The organism is Streptomyces sp. NBC_01241 (assembly GCF_041435435.1).
In the GTDB taxonomy this organism is placed as follows: domain Bacteria; phylum Actinomycetota; class Actinomycetes; order Streptomycetales; family Streptomycetaceae; genus Streptomyces.
In genome coordinates this window covers 8,517,472-8,535,806 of sequence record NZ_CP108494.1, presented here as the reverse complement: position 1 = coordinate 8,535,806, position 18,335 = coordinate 8,517,472, and the positions used below count along the sequence as shown (strand labels likewise).

Annotated in this window: 19 protein-coding genes and 2 pseudogenes; 9 read left to right on the top strand and 12 right to left on the bottom strand. The window is 68.8% G+C overall.

What is annotated here, in order from left to right; all coding sequences use genetic code 11:
* Positions 1–278 precede the first annotated feature (278 nt).
* A complete protein-coding gene (locus tag OG306_RS38695) occupies positions 279–1,283 on the bottom strand; it encodes an NADP-dependent oxidoreductase (RefSeq protein WP_266904359.1) in 1,005 nt (334 codons plus the stop codon).
* A 101-nt stretch (positions 1,284–1,384) separates the two neighbouring features.
* Between OG306_RS38695 and OG306_RS38690 the strand changes: the two genes are divergently transcribed.
* Positions 1,385–2,296 carry a LysR family transcriptional regulator gene (locus tag OG306_RS38690; RefSeq protein ID WP_371666159.1) on the top strand — a complete coding sequence of 304 codons (912 nt, stop codon included), beginning with the start codon at positions 1,385–1,387 and terminating at the stop codon, positions 2,294–2,296.
* Between the two features lie 259 nt (positions 2,297–2,555).
* On the opposite strand, the pseudogene OG306_RS38685 reads toward OG306_RS38690, so the two are convergent.
* Positions 2,556–3,280 (bottom strand): annotated as a pseudogene (locus tag OG306_RS38685) (transposase family protein).
* A gap of 78 nt (positions 3,281–3,358) precedes the next feature.
* Between OG306_RS38685 and OG306_RS38680 the strand changes: the two are divergent.
* The 5 genes from OG306_RS38680 to OG306_RS38660 all read left to right on the top strand — a co-directional run bounded on the left by OG306_RS38680 (position 3,359) and on the right by OG306_RS38660 (position 5,552).
* Positions 3,359–3,520: a hypothetical protein gene (locus tag OG306_RS38680; protein WP_266904363.1), complete on the top strand. Its 162-nt coding sequence runs from the start codon at positions 3,359–3,361 to the stop codon at positions 3,518–3,520.
* 655 nt (positions 3,521–4,175) lie between these two features.
* Positions 4,176–4,355, top strand: coding sequence for a hypothetical protein (locus OG306_RS38675; RefSeq protein ID WP_266751215.1), 180 nt, complete (start codon positions 4,176–4,178; stop codon positions 4,353–4,355).
* Positions 4,352–4,705 carry an ArsR/SmtB family transcription factor gene (locus OG306_RS38670; RefSeq protein WP_266751214.1) on the top strand — a complete coding sequence of 118 codons (354 nt, stop codon included), beginning with the start codon at positions 4,352–4,354 and terminating at the stop codon, positions 4,703–4,705. The genes OG306_RS38675 and OG306_RS38670 overlap by 4 nt, the downstream gene beginning before the upstream one ends.
* Positions 4,706–4,770: 65 nt before the next feature.
* On the top strand, positions 4,771–5,223 hold the full coding sequence (locus tag OG306_RS38665; protein ID WP_266904365.1) for an ATP-binding protein: 453 nt from the start codon (positions 4,771–4,773) through the stop codon (positions 5,221–5,223).
* A 23-nt stretch (positions 5,224–5,246) separates the two neighbouring features.
* On the top strand, positions 5,247–5,552 hold the full coding sequence (locus tag OG306_RS38660) for a DUF6126 family protein (protein WP_323184068.1): 306 nt from the start codon (positions 5,247–5,249) through the stop codon (positions 5,550–5,552).
* Between the two features lie 288 nt (positions 5,553–5,840).
* Here the strand turns inward: OG306_RS38660 and OG306_RS38655 are convergent, their stop codons facing one another.
* The 6 genes from OG306_RS38655 to OG306_RS38630 form a co-directional block, all read right to left on the bottom strand.
* Positions 5,841–6,062 (bottom strand): alkylphosphonate utilization protein, encoded by a 222-nt coding sequence (locus OG306_RS38655; protein ID WP_266751211.1) that lies wholly within the window; start codon positions 6,060–6,062, stop codon positions 5,841–5,843.
* Positions 6,063–6,102: 40 nt separating this feature from the next.
* Positions 6,103–6,510 (bottom strand): STAS domain-containing protein, encoded by a 408-nt coding sequence (locus tag OG306_RS38650; RefSeq protein ID WP_266904367.1) that lies wholly within the window; start codon positions 6,508–6,510, stop codon positions 6,103–6,105.
* An 18-nt stretch (positions 6,511–6,528) separates the two neighbouring features.
* Positions 6,529–6,960, bottom strand: a complete 432-nt coding sequence (locus tag OG306_RS38645) for an ATP-binding protein (protein WP_266751208.1) — start codon at positions 6,958–6,960, stop codon at positions 6,529–6,531.
* Complete coding sequence (locus tag OG306_RS38640; protein WP_371666158.1) at positions 6,957–7,109, bottom strand: hypothetical protein; 153 nt, start codon at positions 7,107–7,109, stop codon at positions 6,957–6,959. Before OG306_RS38640 ends, OG306_RS38645 begins: the two co-directional genes overlap by 4 nt.
* The gene (locus tag OG306_RS38635; protein WP_371666307.1) at positions 7,106–8,761 is read right to left on the bottom strand and encodes a SulP family inorganic anion transporter; all 1,656 of its coding nucleotides are present in this window, start codon (positions 8,759–8,761) and stop codon (positions 7,106–7,108) included. The genes OG306_RS38640 and OG306_RS38635 overlap by 4 nt, the downstream gene beginning before the upstream one ends.
* A gap of 68 nt (positions 8,762–8,829) precedes the next feature.
* The gene (locus OG306_RS38630; RefSeq protein WP_266752676.1) at positions 8,830–9,171 is read right to left on the bottom strand and encodes an ArsR/SmtB family transcription factor; all 342 of its coding nucleotides are present in this window, start codon (positions 9,169–9,171) and stop codon (positions 8,830–8,832) included.
* Positions 9,172–9,619: 448 nt separating this feature from the next.
* Here OG306_RS38630 and OG306_RS38625 point away from each other — a divergent pair, with 448 nt between their 5' ends.
* A complete protein-coding gene (locus tag OG306_RS38625) occupies positions 9,620–10,945 on the top strand; it encodes an IS701 family transposase (RefSeq protein ID WP_266904371.1) in 1,326 nt (441 codons plus the stop codon).
* A gap of 1,746 nt (positions 10,946–12,691) precedes the next feature.
* On the opposite strand, the pseudogene OG306_RS38620 reads toward OG306_RS38625, so the two are convergent.
* Positions 12,692–13,087: pseudogene (locus OG306_RS38620) on the bottom strand (NF041680 family putative transposase); the annotation flags it as partial.
* 209 nt (positions 13,088–13,296) lie between these two features.
* Here OG306_RS38620 and OG306_RS38615 point away from each other — a divergent pair.
* On the top strand, positions 13,297–13,440 hold the full coding sequence (locus tag OG306_RS38615) for a hypothetical protein (RefSeq protein WP_266904373.1): 144 nt from the start codon (positions 13,297–13,299) through the stop codon (positions 13,438–13,440).
* 186 nt (positions 13,441–13,626) lie between these two features.
* On the opposite strand, the gene OG306_RS38610 is transcribed toward OG306_RS38615, so the two are convergent.
* Positions 13,627–15,849 carry a S8 family peptidase gene (locus OG306_RS38610; RefSeq protein WP_371666157.1) on the bottom strand — a complete coding sequence of 741 codons (2,223 nt, stop codon included), beginning with the start codon at positions 15,847–15,849 and terminating at the stop codon, positions 13,627–13,629.
* Positions 15,837–16,349, bottom strand: coding sequence for a helix-turn-helix domain-containing protein (locus OG306_RS38605; RefSeq protein WP_371666306.1), 513 nt, complete (start codon positions 16,347–16,349; stop codon positions 15,837–15,839). Before OG306_RS38605 ends, OG306_RS38610 begins: the two co-directional genes overlap by 13 nt.
* Between OG306_RS38605 and OG306_RS38600 the strand changes: the two genes are divergently transcribed.
* Positions 16,302–16,595 (top strand): hypothetical protein, encoded by a 294-nt coding sequence (locus OG306_RS38600; protein WP_266907806.1) that lies wholly within the window; start codon positions 16,302–16,304, stop codon positions 16,593–16,595. The two genes, OG306_RS38605 and OG306_RS38600, sit on opposite strands and share 48 nt — an antisense overlap.
* A 375-nt stretch (positions 16,596–16,970) precedes the next feature.
* On the opposite strand, the gene OG306_RS38595 is transcribed toward OG306_RS38600, so the two are convergent.
* Positions 16,971–18,161, bottom strand: coding sequence for an ROK family protein (locus tag OG306_RS38595; protein WP_371666156.1), 1,191 nt, complete (start codon positions 18,159–18,161; stop codon positions 16,971–16,973).
* Between the last annotated feature and the right edge of the window lie 174 nt (positions 18,162–18,335).

Below are 18,335 nucleotides of genomic sequence, written 5' to 3'. Positions count from 1 at the left end.
CATGTGGTGGAGCGGGAAACATTGCGGATGCCTGCTGCCGGACCCTCTCGGCGTACGGACGATTCGCCAGTAGAAGTACTCAGAAGAACATCTGACGCTGCCTCAACGAGAACGGGTTGGGCGTGACCTCGATCAAGCGAACGGCGTATCCGCGATTCAAGCGGCTCTCCCTCGCGCGGCTGACGTGAGTGGAAGGGCACGCTCGGCCCGACGGGTGTGCTCCCCATGCCCGGAGGAGGACCCCCGCTCCTCTGCGGCGCCGGGCACGCCCCAGGCCGTCAGACATCCGCCCCGGCCGCCCGCACGATGATCTTGCCCTGGTTCTCGCCCCGCAGCATCCCCAGGAACCCGTCTACGATGCCGCCGAAGCCGTCGACCACGGTCTCATCGAGCGTGACGCGTCCACTCTGCAGGTGCGGCACGACGTACTCGTACAACTCCTCCTGCACGTCACGGTAGTTGCGGACCAAGAAGCCCTCCATGCGCAGGCTCTTCTCCACAATGTAGGGAAGGTTGCGCAGGGCGTAAGGCGTGCCGGTGCTGTTGTACTGGGCGATCGTGCCGATCCGCACGATCCGTCCGTACTCACGCAGCGAGGAGATCGCCGCTTCGAGGTGCTCGCCGCCGACATTGTCCATGTAGAGGTCGATCCCGTCGGGCGCCGCCTTGGCGAGCAGCTCGGCCGCCGGGCCCGAGTGGTAGTCGAAGACCTCGTCGTAGCCGACATGTTCGGTCAGGTGGGCAGCCTTCGCCGTCCTGCCCGCGCTGCCGACCAGCCGTCCCGCACCCATCAGCCGGGCGAACCGCCCGGTGGCCGTGCCCACACCGCCGGCCGCCGCCGAGACGAACACGTCCTGCCCCTCGCGGAGTTCGGCGATGCGGGTGAGACCGACGTAGGCGGTCAGGCCGGTGCCGCCGAGGATGCTCAGGTGCGCGGAGAGCGGTACGCCGTCGAAGCGGGGGACAGCACGCGCCTCCTCGGGGGTGACGACAGTGTGGGTGCGCCAGCCCTGCCGGTGGAAGACGATCTCGCCCTCGCGGAGCGCCGGATCGCGGGAGTCCACGACCCGGCCGATAGTGCGGCCCTCCAGGGGAGCGTTCAGCGCGAAGTCCCCGTCCATCATTTCGCGGTGGTAGGGGTCCACCGACCAGTACAGGTTCTCCACCACTGCCGTTCCCGGGCCGGGTTCCGGTATCGCGGACTCGACGAAGGCGAAGTGGCCGGGGGTGGGGAAGCCATGGGGGCGGGCGGTCTGGTGCACGGTGAGCGCGGTCTCGGTCATGACGGTGACCGTACGGAGGAATGCGAAGGCTGGGGAGAGGGTTGCGCTCATGGAACGGCCCGATCCATGAAGGGCCCTCATAGAAGCAGGTGGGACCCCCTATGACAGCCTCAACCCCCATAGCCCCCGCACACACTGCGGCTGCCGCCACCGACCTCGCCCCGCACGAGCTCCGCATCCTCGTGGCCGTCGACCGCGAGCGCGGGTTCTCGGCGGCTGCCAAGGTCCTCGGACTGACCCAGTCCGCAGTCTCGCACTCCATACGCGGGACGGAACGCAAGGTCGGAGCGGTCCTCTTCGAGCGGGGCCGGAAGGGCGCGACGCCCACTGCGGCCGGTACCGCCGCTGCCGCCCACGCCCGCCGGGTCCTGCGGCTCCTGGACACCCTGGCCGCAGAGGCCCGCGGCGCCGAGCGGGGCACGGTCGCCGGCCCGCTGCGCATCGCCGCCTTTCGTAGCGCCGCCCTCTACCTGCTGCCGCCCGTCCTAGAGCGCCTCACCGCCCGCCACCCCGGCATCGAACCGGAAGTGCATGTCGTCCGCGAGCTGGGCGCGGGCACCGCCGGCGAGGTCGCCGAGGGGCGCGCGGACCTGGGCATCGCAACGATCGGCGCCTCGCCCGTGCCCGCTGGGCTCATCGGCGACGTACTCATCGAGGAGCCCTACTCGCTGGTGCACCCGGTCAGCCACCCCGTCCCGCGCTCCCTGCCGCTGGTGGACTGGCACGAGAACTGCGGCTCCTACACCCGCCAGTGGTGGGCCGGGCAGGACTGGATTCCGAAGGCGACCGTCCTGACCGAGGACGACGGAGCGGTGCTCTCAATGGTGAGCAGAGGTCTCGGCATGGCGATCATGCCCGCGCTCTCGCTGAGCGAAGCACCGGACGGCATCGAGATCACCGATCTCGGACCCGAGCGCCCGACCCGTTCCGTGGGCTACATCACCTCCCCGGAGCTGGCCTCCAGCGTCTCCGTCCGCGCCCTGATTCGCGAGCTCAGAGCGGCCCGCCAGTGAAGCTGGGGTCGAGTATGAACGGAGCAGAGAGTGCATTTTGGTGTCACATAAGTTGACACCTGGTTGAGGACGAGACCGTCGGAGCAGGCCGGGGTGCTGTGTTCAGCTGTCTCACAAGCATGGATATGACACAGGGTCTCGACCGCCACACGGTGATCACGTCCCCGCAGGTCGGCCTGTGTCGAAAGCTGGTGTCACAACGGAGTGTCAGAACTCAGGTGGCAGCGTCAAGTTATGGGACAGTGAGCCTTTTCCAACCTCAGGTTGAGGCGTGATGAAGGGCGACGATGGCCTTCACGATGTCGTTGATCCGGTTGGTACTGCAGCGGAGTTTGCGCAGGAGGCGCCAGCTCTTCAGGGTGGCCATGGCTTGCTCGCCGAGGCAGCGGATCCTGGCATGGGTGCTGTTGTGCCGTCGCTTCCACCGCTTGAGCCGTCGGCCGCGGAACGGGACCCGGACCGGGCGGCCGGCGCCTTGGTATGCCTTGTCCGCCCAGCACTTCACGTCCGCGTCGACGAGGGCATCGATGATGCCGTGAGTACGTGCGGCGGTCAGGTCGTGGGTCGAGCCCGGTAGTGCGGGCGAGGCCCACAACAGGCGTCCGAACGGGTCGGTGAGGACCTGGACGTTCATGCCGTGGCGGTGTCTGCGGCAATCCGGTCGATAGGTAGCAGAGTGCCGTCCAGGATCACGAACGCCTTCGTCCGCATGGTCTTCATCGCTTCGGCCAGGGTCGGGGCGAGGGCGGCCAGGACGGCGACGGCTTCACGTATGTAGCGATAGGCCGTTGCGACACCAATGCGGAACCCGGCCGCGAGCTGGGCGTAAGTGTCACCGCACCTCAAGTGGGCCAGGGCGAGCAGGGCCTGCCGGCCCACCGGCAACCGTCGCCACCGCGTTCCGATCTCGCGCTGCCGGGCACGGAGTTGTCCTGTCAGATAGCGCAGGGCGTGGGCGTGGTGAGCGCCGAGGCCCTCGATCAGCTGGCCGATACCCGCAGCGGGATGTTTCGTCTCACCGCCGGGTACGAGGGGATGCTCTTCACGCTCGGCCAACACCAGATGGATCTCGGGCCCTGCACCGAGACCTACACCATGGACAAGATCCTGAACATGAAGGAGGCCCGGCGTGACATCGCTGCGCTCGGGCATGCGACGGCAGTGCTGCGCCTCGCCAGGAACTTCCCGGCCGTGCGCTGTCTGGGATCCGAACGGCCGGAGTAGGTAGCAGGTGGCCGCCCAGAGCAACTGGCAGCACGGTGGCAGAGCAAGGTGTAGGGCCATGAGGATCTGGCAGGTGATGCAGCGGGTCGCTGCCTCGCCCCGTCGGGCCGCTGGTGAGACGTCTCCGAGGATAAGCGGCGATTCGGTGCCCAGGCCGACCTTTCTGCCGATACCGATCCCCGATGGCGGGCGCGGACTCCGGGGCCTTCGCCACCAGTTCCCGCACGGGTGAGTCTTTGACGGTTGCCTGTTGCATGACGGCTGGGCCTCGTGCAGGTGCTGGCCGTCTCTGCTTGCCCTGGAGAGGTGTGGGGCGTCCTGCGCCGCATTCTTGGTACAGCGCAGGACCGCGTGCTTTCTCCGCTGTGTGCGGGCGCTGGCCAGCGCGCTCAGCCCCGTGACCCACGCTTTGGGGTTCAGTCACGTCACTATCCGCCCTGTACGGAAGCTCGGCGCGCCGCGGTTGCCGTTCCCGGTGAGGTCGGGGCGGGCGATCCGGTAGGCCAGCCCACAGCGAGTGCGCCGCCCTCGGCGCGGGGTGCGCGATACGAGTCACTGGTGTGTGGTGTGCCGTGCCATCCCGCTCTAGGATTGAAGAGTTCTGCAATTTGTTAGTTGTCGTATCAGTCAAGGGGTACGGGTGGAGAGTGTGGTGGTGGGTGTGTTCGCTGACGAGGTACGGGAGAGGGTCCGTCGGGCACGGGCCCAGCTTGGGGCGGCGTTGGATGCTGAGGATGCCTATGGGGCGGCCCTGGCCGAGGACGAGGTAGAGGACGCGCTGCGGATGGCACGCGAGCACGGCATTCGCACAGATGACGGGACGGCCGGGGCGTGAGCGCGGTTCAGGTACCGCTGTACCAGGCGAAGGCGGAGTTCTTCCGGATGCTCGGCCACCCGGTCCGTATCCGGGTACTGGAGTTGCTGCAGGACGGGCCGCTGCCTGTGCGGGACCTGCTGGCAGAGATCGGGATCGAACCGTCGAGCCTGTCGCAGCAGCTGGCCGTATTGCGCCGTTCCGGGATCGTGACCGCGACCCGTGAGGGGACCACCGTCGTCTATGAGCTGGCCGGCGGGGATGTGGCGGAGCTGATGCGGGCCGCGCGCCGGATCCTGACCGTGATGCTGGCAGGGCAGCAGGATCTGCTCGAACAGCTGCACAGCGCCGAATCGCCGGCGGCGCCGTGAACTGGGGTATTCGCAGGCACGCGCCCGCAGGGGTGCGTGGCCAGCCGAATGTGAAGCGGCATGCCATGACGGTGCCGTTGGTCCCGGCGTCGGTCAGGGCGGTTCGCGTCAGCACCGCCGAGGCCCTCACCTCCTTCGGGCTTGCCCCCGATTCCTCGCTGACCGGCGCCGCGCTGCTGGTTGTGAGCGAACTCGTCACCAATGCCGTACGGCACGCCGAGAGATCGCCCGATGCGGAGGTGGTGGTTACCGTGGCTGCCGGGCAGCTGGTGATCGGCGTCCGTGACCTGGATTCCCGCGTGATCGACCTGGCCGCCGGGCCGACAGGCCGACAGGCCAGGGTTTGCGGACGGTTGCGGAACTCGCAGCCGCCTACGACGGCAACGTCAGCGTCGAGCCCGCTCCACAGGGACAGGGGAAGACGGTCCTGGTCCGATTCCAGCTCCACGGACCCCGGTGACCGGCATCGACGCGGCGGCCGGAGTGTGGGTCGGGATGACCTGCCCGTATCTGAGTGACGGAACTGTCACGCGCGCTGCGGATGCGGCTGAGGTCAGCACGCTCGCCGCCCAGAACGGCGCCACTGCGCGCGTGCGTCCGCACCTGCACACCGCTGCCCGGACGACACGAGCACGCTACCGCGTATCAGACACAGAACGGGAGACGGGCCATGAGTGACGGTGCCCGAGGCCAGAACCAGCCTGCCCCTGATGGCGGCGGAGCCGGCACCGAGTCCTGGAAGGAGAAAGGCGTGGCCTTGCGTGCCTTCTTCTACATCTTCGGCACTCACCTGTTCGCGGGGTTCGTCTGGCTGCTGTTCTACGTGGGCGAGCACGCCCACAAGTGACCACGGCCGGACTGGCCTGAAATGGCAAAACGCCACTGCGGATGGCCCCCATGAGTGCGCTGGGGCCCGAACTGTCTGCTGAACGCCCATGTGGTTGACGTCGCAGCGGTCGGCCGGGGTGGTGGGGGCCGGGCCGTGCGGGCGGTGGACAGTGCGCGCTGGGCGGACGAGCCTGGCCGCTGGACGCGGCTTTCGCGCTGCCGCACGCCTCAGGCGGCGGGAAACGCCGCACGCGCCGTCCCCGTTCTGAAGCGCGGGGCGCAGCGCGTGCGACGTGTGAGTCCTGGGTCAGGCCTTCTTCAGGAACTCGGTCTTCAGGACGAGGCCCTTGACCTTCTTGGTGTTGCACTCGATCTCGCCGGCCTGGCCGGTGAGGCGGATGTTCTTGACCAGGGTGCCGCGTTTGAGGGTTTCGGAGGTGCCCTTCACCTTCAAGTCTTTGATCAGGGTGACGGAGTCGCCGTCCTCCAGAACGGTTCCGTTGCTGTCCTTCACGATCACGTCGCTCATGGTTCTTCCTTGCTCGGGTCGTTGCTGTGCATTGCTCGTATCAGGCTTGGTCGGCGCCGGTGCGCGGGCCGGGCCACTCGTCGGTGCACCACTCCCCCTTGTCCCCGGCCGGGGCCTGGTGGGCGGCGAGGGCGGTGGGCAGGTCGCAGTGGACGGGGACCGGCGGGTGGGTGCCGTCGAGGACGAGGGAGCCGTCGGCGGGGATCGCGGCGAGTTCCAGGCGCCGCCCGTCGCCATGGAGTTGGCGGGCGGCCTGGGCCACAGCGAGCTGGCCGCCGGTGGACGAGCCACGCAGCTCGCTCAGGTCGAGGATGACCGGTCCGGTGCCGCGTGCCCGGACCCAGCCGATGGCGCCGGTGAACCGGTGGACGGCATCCGGACCGAGGTATCCGGCGAGGGAGAGGACGCCGAGGTTGGGGTGGGTGGCGTAGCGCCACTGGATGGTCATGGTCGCTGCCTCAATCTTCTACAGGGGGAGGGTGACCCAGATGCTCTTGCCCTGGCCGTCCGCGTCCCCGCGTACGACCGCGGTGCCCCCGAGCTGGAGGGTGAGCTCGGTAACGGTGGCCAGACCGGTATTTCCGGTGCCCGTGCTGGTGCCTGTGGTGTGAAGGGCGGGCTGGAAGGGGTGGCGGTCATGGACGGCGAACACGAACGTGTCCGGCCCGCCTGCGAAGATGACCGTCACGTTCGGGGAGAGCGCGGCAGCGTGACGCACGCTGTTGGTCACCAGCTCTGCCAGGATCAGCAGCGCGGGACCCACGTTCGGATGGCGGCGGCTGATCCCCCACTCCGTCAGTACCTGCTCCGCCGTCTCACGTGCGATCCGCACGGCCGATCCCATTGTGGGCAGGGTCAGCACATGCCGGTACGGCAAGGTTTCGAGCTGCGTACTCACATGGTCTCCGGGGAGAGGAGGCGGAAGCCGTTGACTGCCTGCGGACGGATCCGTACGAGGGTGTCGTGTGGGCCGTGGGTCCAGCCCGGCACCGTACGGCGGTAATGGGCTGCCTCGTCCGTGCCGGTGACGGCCTCGGGGGCAGTCACCGGGAAGCCTGTTCGGTGGCAGGGGCGATCCGGCTGGGGGCGGGCAGCAGACCGGTCTTCTGCAGGTGGACACGGGCCCCGGCGATGGCCTGCGGAGCGGAGGCGTACTCGCGCCCTTCCCGCTGCAACAGGCCCAAAGCGCCGACGGAATCGAGGGCCTGGCGCTGGCCGGGGCGGATGCCGGAGGTCATCACGGCGATGCCGCGCCGGTTCAGCTTTTCCACGGCGTCCTTCAGCACGAGGGCGCCGGTGGCGTCCATGGTCGTGATCCGCGACATCCGCAGGATCACCACGCGCACGTCGGCGACCTCGGAGAGTTCGAGGAGGAAGCGGTGGGCGCCGGCGAAGAACAGCGGCCCGTCGATCCGGTACGCGACGATGTGCTCGGCCAGCAGCGCATGCTCCTCTTCACTGTGCTCCCCGGGCAGATCGGGCCGGAAGTCCACCGGGTCGATCCGGGCCTGGCGGGCCACCGCCCGAAGCGCCAGCGCCCCGGCCACCACCAGGCCGATGGCGACTGCGTAGATGAGGTCGAGTGCCAGGGTGGCAGCCGCGGTCAGGACGAGGACGAGCGCGTCGGAGCGGGTCGCGCGGGCCATTGCCCGCAGCGAGCCGACCTCGACCATGCGGATTGCGGTCGCGATCAGCACACCCGCCAGCGCGGCCAGCGGGATCCTGGAGACCAGCGGGGCTGCGGCGAAGACGATGACGGCGAGGACGGCGGCGTGGGTGAGCGCGGCCAGCCGGGAGCCCGCGCCGGTACGGACGTTGACCGCGGTACGGGCTATGGCGGCCGTCGCCGGGACACCGCCGAACAGAGGAGCGGCCAGATTCGCGATGCCCTGCCCGAACAGTTCCTTGTCCGGGTCGTGCTTCTGCCCGACCGTCATGCCGTCCGCGACGGTGGCCGACAGCAGCGACTCCAGCGCCGCGAGTGCGGCGACCGCGACCGCAGGGGCGATCAGCGAACCGAGCGACGACAGATCCAGGAAGCCGAGCGAAGGAGCAGGCAGCCCGGAGGGCAGATCCCCGATCGGGGTGGCCCCGTCGAGGCGGAAGAGCTGGGCGGCCACCGTGGCGGCGATCACCGCGACGATGGAGAACGGGATGGTCGGGCGCCAGCGTGCGCCCAGGAGCATCACGGCTGTGACACCGACCGCAAGAGCGACAGCGGTCCAGTTCGGCGCCTTCGCGAACTCCTCGAACGCGCGCCAGGTCACCACCAGGACCTTGTCGCCCTCCGGCTTGGCCACGCCCAGCACGCCCGGGACCTGCTGCAATCCGATGACGCAGGCAATGCCCAGAGTGAATCCCTCCACCACCGGGGCCGGGATATACCGCATGTACTGGCCGGCTTTGAACAGGGCGAGCACGACCAGCAGGACACCGGCCATCAGGCCGACCGTCAGCACACCGCCGGGCCCATACCGGGCGACGATCGGTACCAGCACCACCGTCATCGCCCCCGTGGGGCCGGAGACCTGGAGATTCGAGCCGCCGAACAGCGCCGCCAAAGCGCCCGCCACCACGGCGGTCGCCAACCCGGCTTCTGCACCGAGCCCCGAGGAGACACCGAACCCGAGAGCGAGCGGCAGTGCCACAATGGCGACGGTGAGGCCGGCGAGCAGGTCGCGGCGCGGAGTACGTGCCATGACCGCGTAGTCGGCGCGGGCAGGCAACAGGGAGCGCACGCGCTCCCAGGACCGGGCCAGCAACGCACTCACTCGGCCGCTACCTCTGCTTCCCGCAACTCGGCCAGGAGTTCGTTCTGTCCGCTCAGCATCTCCGTGAGGATCCTGCGCGCCGCCCGCATCAGGTCCGCGACGTCGCCGCCGGCCAGCTCGTACACCACCGTCGAGCCCTCCCGGGTAGCGGTCACGATCCCCGAGCGGCGCAACACCGCCAGCTGCTGCGACAGCGCAGACGGCTCCACATCGATTGCATTCAGCAGGTCGCGTACCGGCATCGGTCCGCCCTGCAGCAGCTCCAGCACCCGTATACGCACCGGGTGCCCGAGCATCCGGAAGAACTCGGCCTTGGCCTGATACAGCGGAACCGGCACGGTCTCGAACACTCCCATCACCCAGGTATCTGGGACATCGCTGGCACTGTGCCCGCGGCTACCTACGGACAGAGCCTCTACAGCATGTATTGAATTGCAAAATTATGCAATTCATTGATCTGGCGCTCGCCCTTCGGCCCATCCGTGGACCACGGGCACGTTCTCCGGCTGTGTCGCGTCGGGCGCCGAACGGACCCGGCAGGCGCGAAATATCCCGGTTTCGAGAAGACTTCCAGTAGTCGGAGAGCGATCGGACGCTGCAGGCAGCGGGACTCGGTTTGTAGGATCCGGATTTCGCGAGCGCTGTGTCCTGCTCGACTTTCGCTGTTCTGACCAACTGTCAGGTAGGTAGCTCGCGCGGGTGACCTGTGGCCGTTGTTCCGCCTTGGGAGTGGACAGCAAGGAAGCATCGGCGGTGCTTGTGTCGCCTGCTGTGAGGGACCCGCCGATGCTTCCGGATCCGACCGTACCCGCATCTCTGCTCGCCGTGTTGGGTGCTTTGCGCGGCAGTTTCACCTCGCCGACCTTCTCCACGTTCGCCACGCTGGTCACCGGGCTGATCGCGAACACCGGCCGGGGCACGGTCACCGGGATGCTGTTGGGCGCGAACTTGACGCATCACTGGTCCCACGACCGGGCGCACTCCTTCTTCGCTCGCGCCCGCTGGGACCCGCAGACGCTTGGCGCGTCGCTGTCCCACCTCGTGGTGCGCTCGCTGGTGCCCGACGGCGCCGTCTTGACGGTGGCGGTGGACGACACGCTGTTCAAACGGCGCGGGAAGAAGGTCTTCGGCGCCGCCTGGCAGCACGACGGCTCCGCCGCCGGCCGCGACGGAATCGGCTACGGCACCTGCTTCGTCGTGATCGGCCTGATCGTGGACCTGCCGTTCCTGTCCCGGCCGGTGTGCCTGCCGGTGGCCGCCCGGCTGCACCGCCCGAAGGGCGAGAAGACCAAGGTCGAGTTGGCCGCGGCGATGATCCGGTTCCTGGCCGCCTGTCACTGGGGTCGGCGTATCGATGTGGTCGCCGACGCTGCCTACCACGGCCGTGCGCTGCGTGACCTGCCGGTATCCGTCACCTTCACCACCCGGGTGCCGTCCAACGCCGTGCTCTACGCTCTCGCCCCGCCGCCGACCGGGCGGCGTGGGCGGCCCCGCCTGAAGGGCGACCGGCTCGGCACGCCGGCCGAGCTGGCCGCCACGCTGGTGTTCACCCCGCAGGCGGTGACCCGCTACGGCCGCACCGAAACCGTGTTCGCCACCGAGACCACCTGCCTGTGGTACGGCTCCTTCCACACCCAGCCGGTGAAGGTGGTACTGCTGCGTGAGGACACCACCGATACCGGCTACGACCTGGCGCTGATATCCACCGATCTGACCGCGTCGGCCGGGCAGTTGGTGGCCCGCTATGCCGCGCGGTGGTCGATCGAGGTGACCTTCGGCGAAGCCCGCAGCGTCCTCGGCGTCGGGCAGGCCCACCACCGGACCCGGCACGCAGTCCAGCGAGGGGTGCCGTTCGGCCTGTACTGCTACACGATCACCGTCATCTGGTACGCGCTGCACGGTCACCACCCCGCCGATACCGCCGAACGCCGCGAGCGAGCCCCGTGGTACACCACCAAGACCACCCCGGCATTCGCCGACATGACCGCCAAGCTCCGCCGCACCATCATCGCGGCCCGATTTACGCCCACCACCCCAGGTCGGCCCACGGATGCAGAAATCCGGGAGGTCCAGCACGCCTGGGCCGCCGCCGACGGTGACCAGGCAGCCTGACCCCGGAACAGGCACTGACGACTGGTCAGAACAGCGAAACTCGAGGTCCTGTGGAAAGGCCGAAAATTCGGGTGCGGTGAGCGATGATGGCGTTGGTGGACGTTGAGCAATCGGGCGGAATCCCGAGTTAATCCCCGGTGACGACGCGTCACCATCAGTCTGGAGGCGGATCTGCCGGGCTGGGCCTTGCACCGACGGGGCTGGCGGGCGGGCAGGCGGCCACGATGTGGCCGAACTGCGCCTGTGGTCAGCACTCGTGATAGCCCGTCGACCACCGCCTGGTCATCGTCCGGCTCTCTTTGCTGATCTATAACCATCTCTGTGAGCCCGAACGGCACGAATACCACAGAGGAGTAGGGGCTTCGCGTTGCCGGGCGACTGCCTGGACTGCCTCGCCTGGTGATCAGCCCAGGCTGTTGGGGCGGGCCAGTCCGAGGTCGTAGGCGAGGATCACGGCCTGGAACCGGTCCCACGCTGGATGCATCCGCCTCATAGGCCTGCACGATTGGCACGAGAGGCACCTCGGCCTCATGAGGCGTGTTGCTGCCAATGTCGTAGTGCTCCTCGGTGCACACAGGCCAGGGCTCATCGGCGGGCCACAGCAATGGACCCCCGACCGAACTGTCGTGACACGACGGACGGCCCGCCCGAGGATGAAGCCGTACCGTCTCCCGGCACACCGGTGCCAGCTCGGGAAACAGCCGCTCCACGGCCACTGGGCGGGGCGGGGTGTGACGGCTCACCAGCATCTCCAATGCGTTGTCCCTGCAAGACGCACGGACTCTACGGCCCTCGTCTGACATCCGGCCCGGCCTCCATTCAGCCCGGCGCTCGCCCAGCACCACTTGAGACGACGTCTTACGCCTTCGCGCAGTCCGGCTTCATCTTCCTGTCCGGCGCCCCGAGCGAGTCGCAGTCCAATCCGTGCGGCGCGACCGCGTCGTTCGGGAAACAGATCGACCATCACGGCGTCCGACTCCCCGCAAACTCACTCAACGGGCCCCAACCGCTGTCTGCCAGCGTCCGCGTCTCATCGCACCGACGCGTCCGACGGATCCCGCCTCGTCGATGCCCTTCGCCGTCACCTCGAAGGCTCTGCTCCGCTCGCGACCCACCACGATGTGACGAACGGACGGATGTATAGCGCAGCAGTGCATTCCACCCGTCGTGCGGAGAACGCCGGTACGGGCACCTCCGCGCTTCTCCTGACCGGTTCTCCGTTCACGGCTGGCCCCGGCAGTTCCTGGAGAAGTCCTCTCCTGGAAAGGCATACGCGCATGGCATGGGACGGTCGGCACATCATCCCCACGCGGGGCTTCAGACGCCACCGATCCGCCGAAACGTCCGCTCCACCACACGTCGGCGCCCTGTGGACTCCTTCCCTCCAAGCCTGGCGCGGCTTTCTGTCCACGGATGCCGCCACCTGGTCGCGTGTCCTGCACCTTGCTCAGCGCCACGCACCCGCCCCGCGGGAGAGAGCGTCGTCGGACGGTTGGCAGCACGACCTGGCAGAGGCATACCGGTGGGCCTTCCACACCCGGCCGAGCCTGACCTACACCCCTCGCGCAGGAGAAATGCGGAACGTGGTCCGTGAGGCGGAGGACAGATGGGACAGGGCTCTACCCGAAGAGCATGGCGGCTTCTTCCTCCGGGTCGGTGACCACGTCTCCCGCATGGCCGGCGCACTCGCTGCGGCCGAACGCGCCGCAATCCACAGCACCCACATCGCGGCCGCGTGGTCCCTCGCTCGATGTCGAAGCGCCGCAGGAATGCCTGCCAGAGCAGGTCGACTTCCGTCTCAGTCGCGTCGAGACCTGACCACCACAGCCAGACCGGCTTCGGTGTTGCCCCGCTGGGCAGGTGCTCGACCTGCAAGCGGATCACGGTGCCCTCGATGACCGGCAAGGCGCCCAGCTGAGCCGTCCAGGCCGAGCGATGGGCCAGTCTCGGGTGGAGCCGGTCCCAGGCCCGCGCGACGGCGGTGCCGTAGAGACGGGTCTCGGTCACCGTCTGCTCGTCGGGGGTGCACCAGGTGGCGGGGTCACCGAACACGAACTCGCGACCGTGACGAGGCGGGCGCCCCCGGACACCGGACTGCCGCGCCGGAACTGCGCGGCGCAGGAAACGGTCCGAGCGCATCCGGTCTTCCAGTTCGCCGAGGCCCTTTGGTACCTGGCCGGCCGCCGTGACCTGGAGATGATCGGCTACTACGCGCCGTCCATGCGTTCCAGCTCCCCCGACGGCATCAACCTCGGCGGGTCCGCCAACGGCACGCGTACGCATATCCGCCGGGCCCTCAGTCTGGGCGAGTACGCGGGCACCGCAACAACGGCACGTTCAACAGCCGCGCCGTGTCGGGCGTCGGCAGCGCCGAGATCCTCAGTCCGACCAGCATGCAACTGCTGCCGGCGGTCCGGGACGACACCGTCGACGCGTTCGTCGCCGCCCACCCGGGCTGGGTGGCCGACTCCGGGCCGGCGGCGCCTGCCCAGTAGACGGTGCTCCGTGCGCCGTCAGAGGCCGAGCGACACGGATTCGGCGCGACTGAGTCGACGCCCGGTCGCAACAGATGACCACGTGCATGGGTGGGCCGCGACGCTGAGATCGGCGTCGCGGCCCGCCCTTCCCTTCTGCCCCTTCACCACGGCTCGACCGTAGTCAAGCCGAGTTGAGTTAACGGGTCACGGCCTACTTCCCGTGTTCGGCACCTCGTGCATGACGGTGAGCGTCACGCTGTTGTTCTTGTAGGACACCCGGAACAGGTAACCGCCCACGTTCAGGGCCCGGTTCTCCGGCAGCGCGTGGAAGGCGCCCTTGATCGAGCTACCGCTCATGATCGTGAATTCGGTGCCCGGGGTCAGCTTGCCCCGCACGTCCAGGTCCAGCTCACCGTCCAGAACCAGGTTCCCCGCCGCCCGGACGCTCGTGTAGTCCCGGTCGCCGGAGATCGTGACGGCAACGCGACCCTCCTTGCCGATGGTTGCGTTCCCGCCGACGTTCAGGACATTGCCTGCGGCGCCGGAAGCGCCGGTGATCTGCGCGGCCTCGTCGGCCGTGAGACCGGGCCGCAGCACGCCGCGGTTGACGTTGATGCTGTCACCCACGGTGCCGCTGCCGCCGAGCGTTCCGCCGCGCACGTCGACAGCGCTCGCGTGCGAGCCGACGACCGAGAGTTTGCCGTCGAGGACGGCGCTCGTCCCGTGCCAGGTCTCGCTGCCGGTGAGGAACAGGGTGCCGTCGCCACGCTTCGTGAGGCTGCCCTCGTAGGCGCGGGCCTCGCGGGCCTGCTCACGGTGGACCCCGATGGCGTAGTCCGACTTGTCGGCGTCGCTCGCGCCGGCCGGCAGGCCCTTGGTCCAGCCCTTGGCGGCCTTGGTCGCCGCCCAGGCGGCCGCCTCGGCGGTGTCCTCCTGCTGGCGGGCCCGGATAGCGACGTCCGAGATGTCGTTCGACCACACGTCGTCGCGCCCCTGCGTGTCGACGACGAACGGCCCCACGAACTGGCCCGGGCCGTTCACGGCCTCCCGCAGGCTGACCGTGCCCCAGCCGTTGCGGCTGTCCGGCACCTGCACGATCTGGCCGCCGGTGGGGTTCAGCACGGCGTTGCCCGCCGCGTCACTGATCGTGTTGTTCTGCCGGCCGGTGGTGAACATCGTGTAGAGCGTCTGCTCGTTGGTCATGTACGGGAAGCGCTGCATGACCAACGACAGTGCGGCCGCCGAGTGCGGGCCGGCCATCGACGTCCCCGACGAACTGCCGTAACGGGGCTCGGGAACGCCGTTGACGACCGACACGGTCGTGCTGTTGATGCTGTTGGCCGGCGCCGTCACGCAGAACCACTTCGCGACGCCGCACTGGTTGAACGTCTGCTGGCCGGGGACCAGGACGGAGCCGTCAGCGTTGAACGTGCGCCCCTGGGCGGGGTTGATACCCGATGTCGTGTACCAGCTGCCCTCCAGCTCGGGCATGAAGTACGGCGCGGCGCCTCGCGGCGACGGGTTCACGTAGCCGCTGTTACCGGCGGTGAACTGGATGACCGTGCCGGTACGCGCGGCCTCGATGGCACCGTTCAGCCAGTGGGCGGAGCTCCCGTTCGCGTCGACGACGCCGTCCGGAGTGGACCAGAGGCGCCATGCCGTGTTCAGACCGAAGCCCGCCGGGCTGCCGGGCGGCGTGTCATACGTGTTGTAGTTTTCCGTGTTGGGCTGGCTACCCCAACTGCTGGTGATGATCCTGATGGGCTCGCCGTTCGCCGTCTTGGCGGAGTTCACGGCCCGGTAGACATCGCCGATGTAGGCGTCGTCCGGCTTCTGCGCGGCGGTCGCGTTCGCCGGCAGGAGACCGTAGAGCACGCCGTCCGTCTTGCCGGTGTTGCCCATGTACACGTTGCTGTTGAACGCGACGCCGTGCATGTTGGCATCCGGCCCGGCCGGTTGCGTCTCGCCGACGCCGTCGCGGCTCGCACCGATGGTCCCGCTGACGTGGGTGCCGTGGCTGTCGTTGAACGCCGGGTTGTAGAACCCCGGCGTGGGGCCCGTCTGGCCGCCCTGGGCCTCCACGGAGAAGTAGCGGTCCCCGACCGCGTAGTTCGTGTCCAGGCTTCCGTGCTCCCGGACGTGCCCGGCGAAGACGCCCGAGTCGACGACGCCGATGTTCATCCCGGTGCCGGAGTAGCCGGCGGCGTAGGCGAATTCGGTTCCCATCGACACCAGGCCGGCGTCCCGGTTGAACTCAGGGGTACGCCAGCTCGCCGCGTCACCGAGCCGGCCGGGATCTCCCTCGTAGGTCTTGACCGACGGTGGCAGGCGCACCTGCCCCATCGCCGGCTGCGCGGCGACGCCGAGCACCACCATCGGTATCAGCACTGCGATCAGCGCCGGCTTCACGCGTTTTATGTTCGACACTCCGAACCCCTCCAAGATCGATTGCGCCGGATGCTATTCCTGCTTCCGGAGCGGAACAAGGCGTCGGCGGACACGTTTGTATCTACGTTGGAAGTAAGCACCAGAGGCCGGGCGATCCGTGACGTGGCAGCGCTGGCGGACGTGCGGACGGTGCCGTGCCAGGCGGGCGGCCGGTTACCGGCGCCGTGCCCACCACCGGCGCAGCACGTAGTCGGCGCCGCTCGCCACGCCTCGCGGCCAGCTCCGGGCATGACCATCGGGACAGCGGCCCCGGTCTCGGCGGGCAGTTGGCAGGCCAGGGCCTTGACCTGGGCGGCCTGCAGCGCGGTGAACGAGGGCGACCGGCCGGAGCGCTTTCGGTCGGTCAGCCCCGAGATGCCCTCCTCGGCGAACCGGCGTCGCCGCGTGCGCACCGTGTCCAGGTGCAGACCGGGCTCCCGGGCGATACGCGCATGGGAACGGCCCCGGGCCGCGAGCGCCGCAAGCTCCGCCCCGACCACGAATACCGCGACGTCACTCGCGACGCGTGGGACGAGTTCGAAGAGCACTTCGACAAGCGCAAAGTTGAACTCGGCGTATGCAGACGCCCCTACGGCACCCCCTGCCAGCACGAACACGTCCCGTTGACCGTCCTGGATCACCGGCTTCTACCACACACACCGACTGCACAGCGTGTGTGGTATCGGAGTCCGATCGACTACGAGCACGACCACCGGGCCAACCCCGCCTTGGAGCTGGCCGCTTAAAAGATCTCCACGGTTCGAGGGGTATTGACAGTGAAGCGCAACTGCGCGCCGGCTTGCAGGCGTTCCTCGCGGACGATCAGCCGCATCCCCTGCGGCCAGCCCTGAGAACGTCACCGTCGAGTTCGGCGACCCAAGCGCCGTCGCGGATCTCACCATCATCGAGTTCGTCCGAGTCCGGCTGGCCCGCTTCAAGGCGCCCAAGCACGTGGTGTTCGGGGAACTACCCAAGACCTTCACCGGCAAGATCCAGAAGTTCGTTTTGCGCGACCGGGCGTGGGCCGGGGCGGAACGCAGGATTCAGTAGCGCTCCGGTCGGCCCCGCGCAGTCCGTCGCGGGGCCGGGCTCACCACGGGTTCCGGCCGCGTATCGAAGCGTCAGGCCGGTGAGAAGATGTGGTTGCTGATCAGCCGGGCGGCGCCGACGACGCCGGCGACCTGGCCGAGTTCGCCGAGCACGATCGGCAGGTTGCCTGTCGCCAACGGCAGCGACTGACGATAGACCTGGGTGCGGATGCTCGCCAGGAGGTTGTGGCCCAGTCCGGTGAGCCCTCCTCCGATGACCACCAGGCCGGGGTTGAAGAAGCTGACCAGGCCGGCGATGACCTGACCGGTGCGGTTGCCTCCCCAGCGGATCAGGTCCAGGGCCGCGGCGTCTCCGGCACCCGCGGCGGCCGACACGTCCTCGGGAGTCAGCCTTCCGGCCGATTCGAGCCGTCCGGCCAGCTCCGTCGAGCGGCCGGACTGGGCGAACGCGGTCGCGTCGCGTGCGAGGGCGATCCCGCCGAAGTAGGCCTCCAGGCAACCGGTGTTGCCGCAGGCGCACCGCGGCCCGTCCGGGTCCACCTGAATGTGGCCGATGTCGCCTGCACTGCCGGTGATACCGCGGTGGACCTCGCCGCCGACGACGATGCCGCAGCCGATGCCGGTCCCGAGCTTCACGCACAAGAAGTCGCGCACGGACCGGGCGACGCCGGCCTGCTGCTCGCCCAGGGCCATCAGGTTCACGTCGTTGTCGACGAGGACGGGACAGCCGAGCTCCTGGCTCATCGCCTCGCGGACGGGGAAGCCGTTCCATCCGGGCATGATCGGCGGCGCGACAGGGACACCCTCGGGGAACCGGACGGGTCCCGGCACGCCGATCCCGGCGCCGTCGAAGTGCTCCACCGACGTCGTCTCGCGCAGCTTGCCGACCAACGCGAGCACCCGCTCGAAGACCGCGACCGGACCGTCGCGCACGTCCAGCGGCTCGGCCACGTGGCCGAGGACGTCCAACTCGGCGTTGGTGACCGCCAAATCCACGGAGGTGGCGCCGATGTCCACGCCGAGGAACCGCAGTGACGGGGCGATCCGGACGTTGTGCGAGCGGCGACCGCCGCGGGAGGCAGCGAGGCCGTCCGGGACGACCAGACCGGTTTCCAGCAGGCGGTCGATCTCGAACGCGAGCTTGGAGCGCGACAGCTCTACCTGGTCGCCGAGGGCGACCCGGGACTGCGGGCCGAGGTCGCGCAGGAGGCGGAGCAGCCGGGCCTGATGGATATTGGCCGGTCGAGCCGTCGTACTCCTCACACCGCCCCCGTCGTGGCCAGAACCGTTCGCATGCCCGATGCTTGGGGGTGCGACTTCCACCCGGACCGTAGCACCGTGCTGTCGAAGGCAAAAGAAACTCGTGCACCGATTCACGGGACTTTCATCAGCTGATGGACAAAGCCGGTGCGACGCAGCACTGCCTCGTTGCCGCCT

Coding starts and splice junctions, on each gene's coding strand:
- OG306_RS38695 (WP_266904359.1), bottom strand. CDS start 1,283: ATGACCGAGACCGCGCTCACCGTGCACCAGACCGCCCGCCCCCATGGC.
- OG306_RS38690 (WP_371666159.1), top strand. CDS start 1,385: ATGACAGCCTCAACCCCCATAGCCCCCGCACACACTGCGGCTGCCGCC.
- OG306_RS38680 (WP_266904363.1), top strand. CDS start 3,359: ATGGATCTCGGGCCCTGCACCGAGACCTACACCATGGACAAGATCCTG.
- OG306_RS38665 (WP_266904365.1), top strand. CDS start 4,771: ATGACGGTGCCGTTGGTCCCGGCGTCGGTCAGGGCGGTTCGCGTCAGC.
- OG306_RS38660 (WP_323184068.1), top strand. CDS start 5,247: ATGCGGCTGAGGTCAGCACGCTCGCCGCCCAGAACGGCGCCACTGCGC.
- OG306_RS38655 (WP_266751211.1), bottom strand. CDS start 6,062: ATGAGCGACGTGATCGTGAAGGACAGCAACGGAACCGTTCTGGAGGAC.
- OG306_RS38650 (WP_266904367.1), bottom strand. CDS start 6,510: ATGACCATCCAGTGGCGCTACGCCACCCACCCCAACCTCGGCGTCCTC.
- OG306_RS38635 (WP_371666307.1), bottom strand. CDS start 8,761: ATGGCACGTACTCCGCGCCGCGACCTGCTCGCCGGCCTCACCGTCGCC.
- OG306_RS38625 (WP_266904371.1), top strand. CDS start 9,620: ATGCTTCCGGATCCGACCGTACCCGCATCTCTGCTCGCCGTGTTGGGT.
- OG306_RS38600 (WP_266907806.1), top strand. CDS start 16,302: ATGGGAACGGCCCCGGGCCGCGAGCGCCGCAAGCTCCGCCCCGACCAC.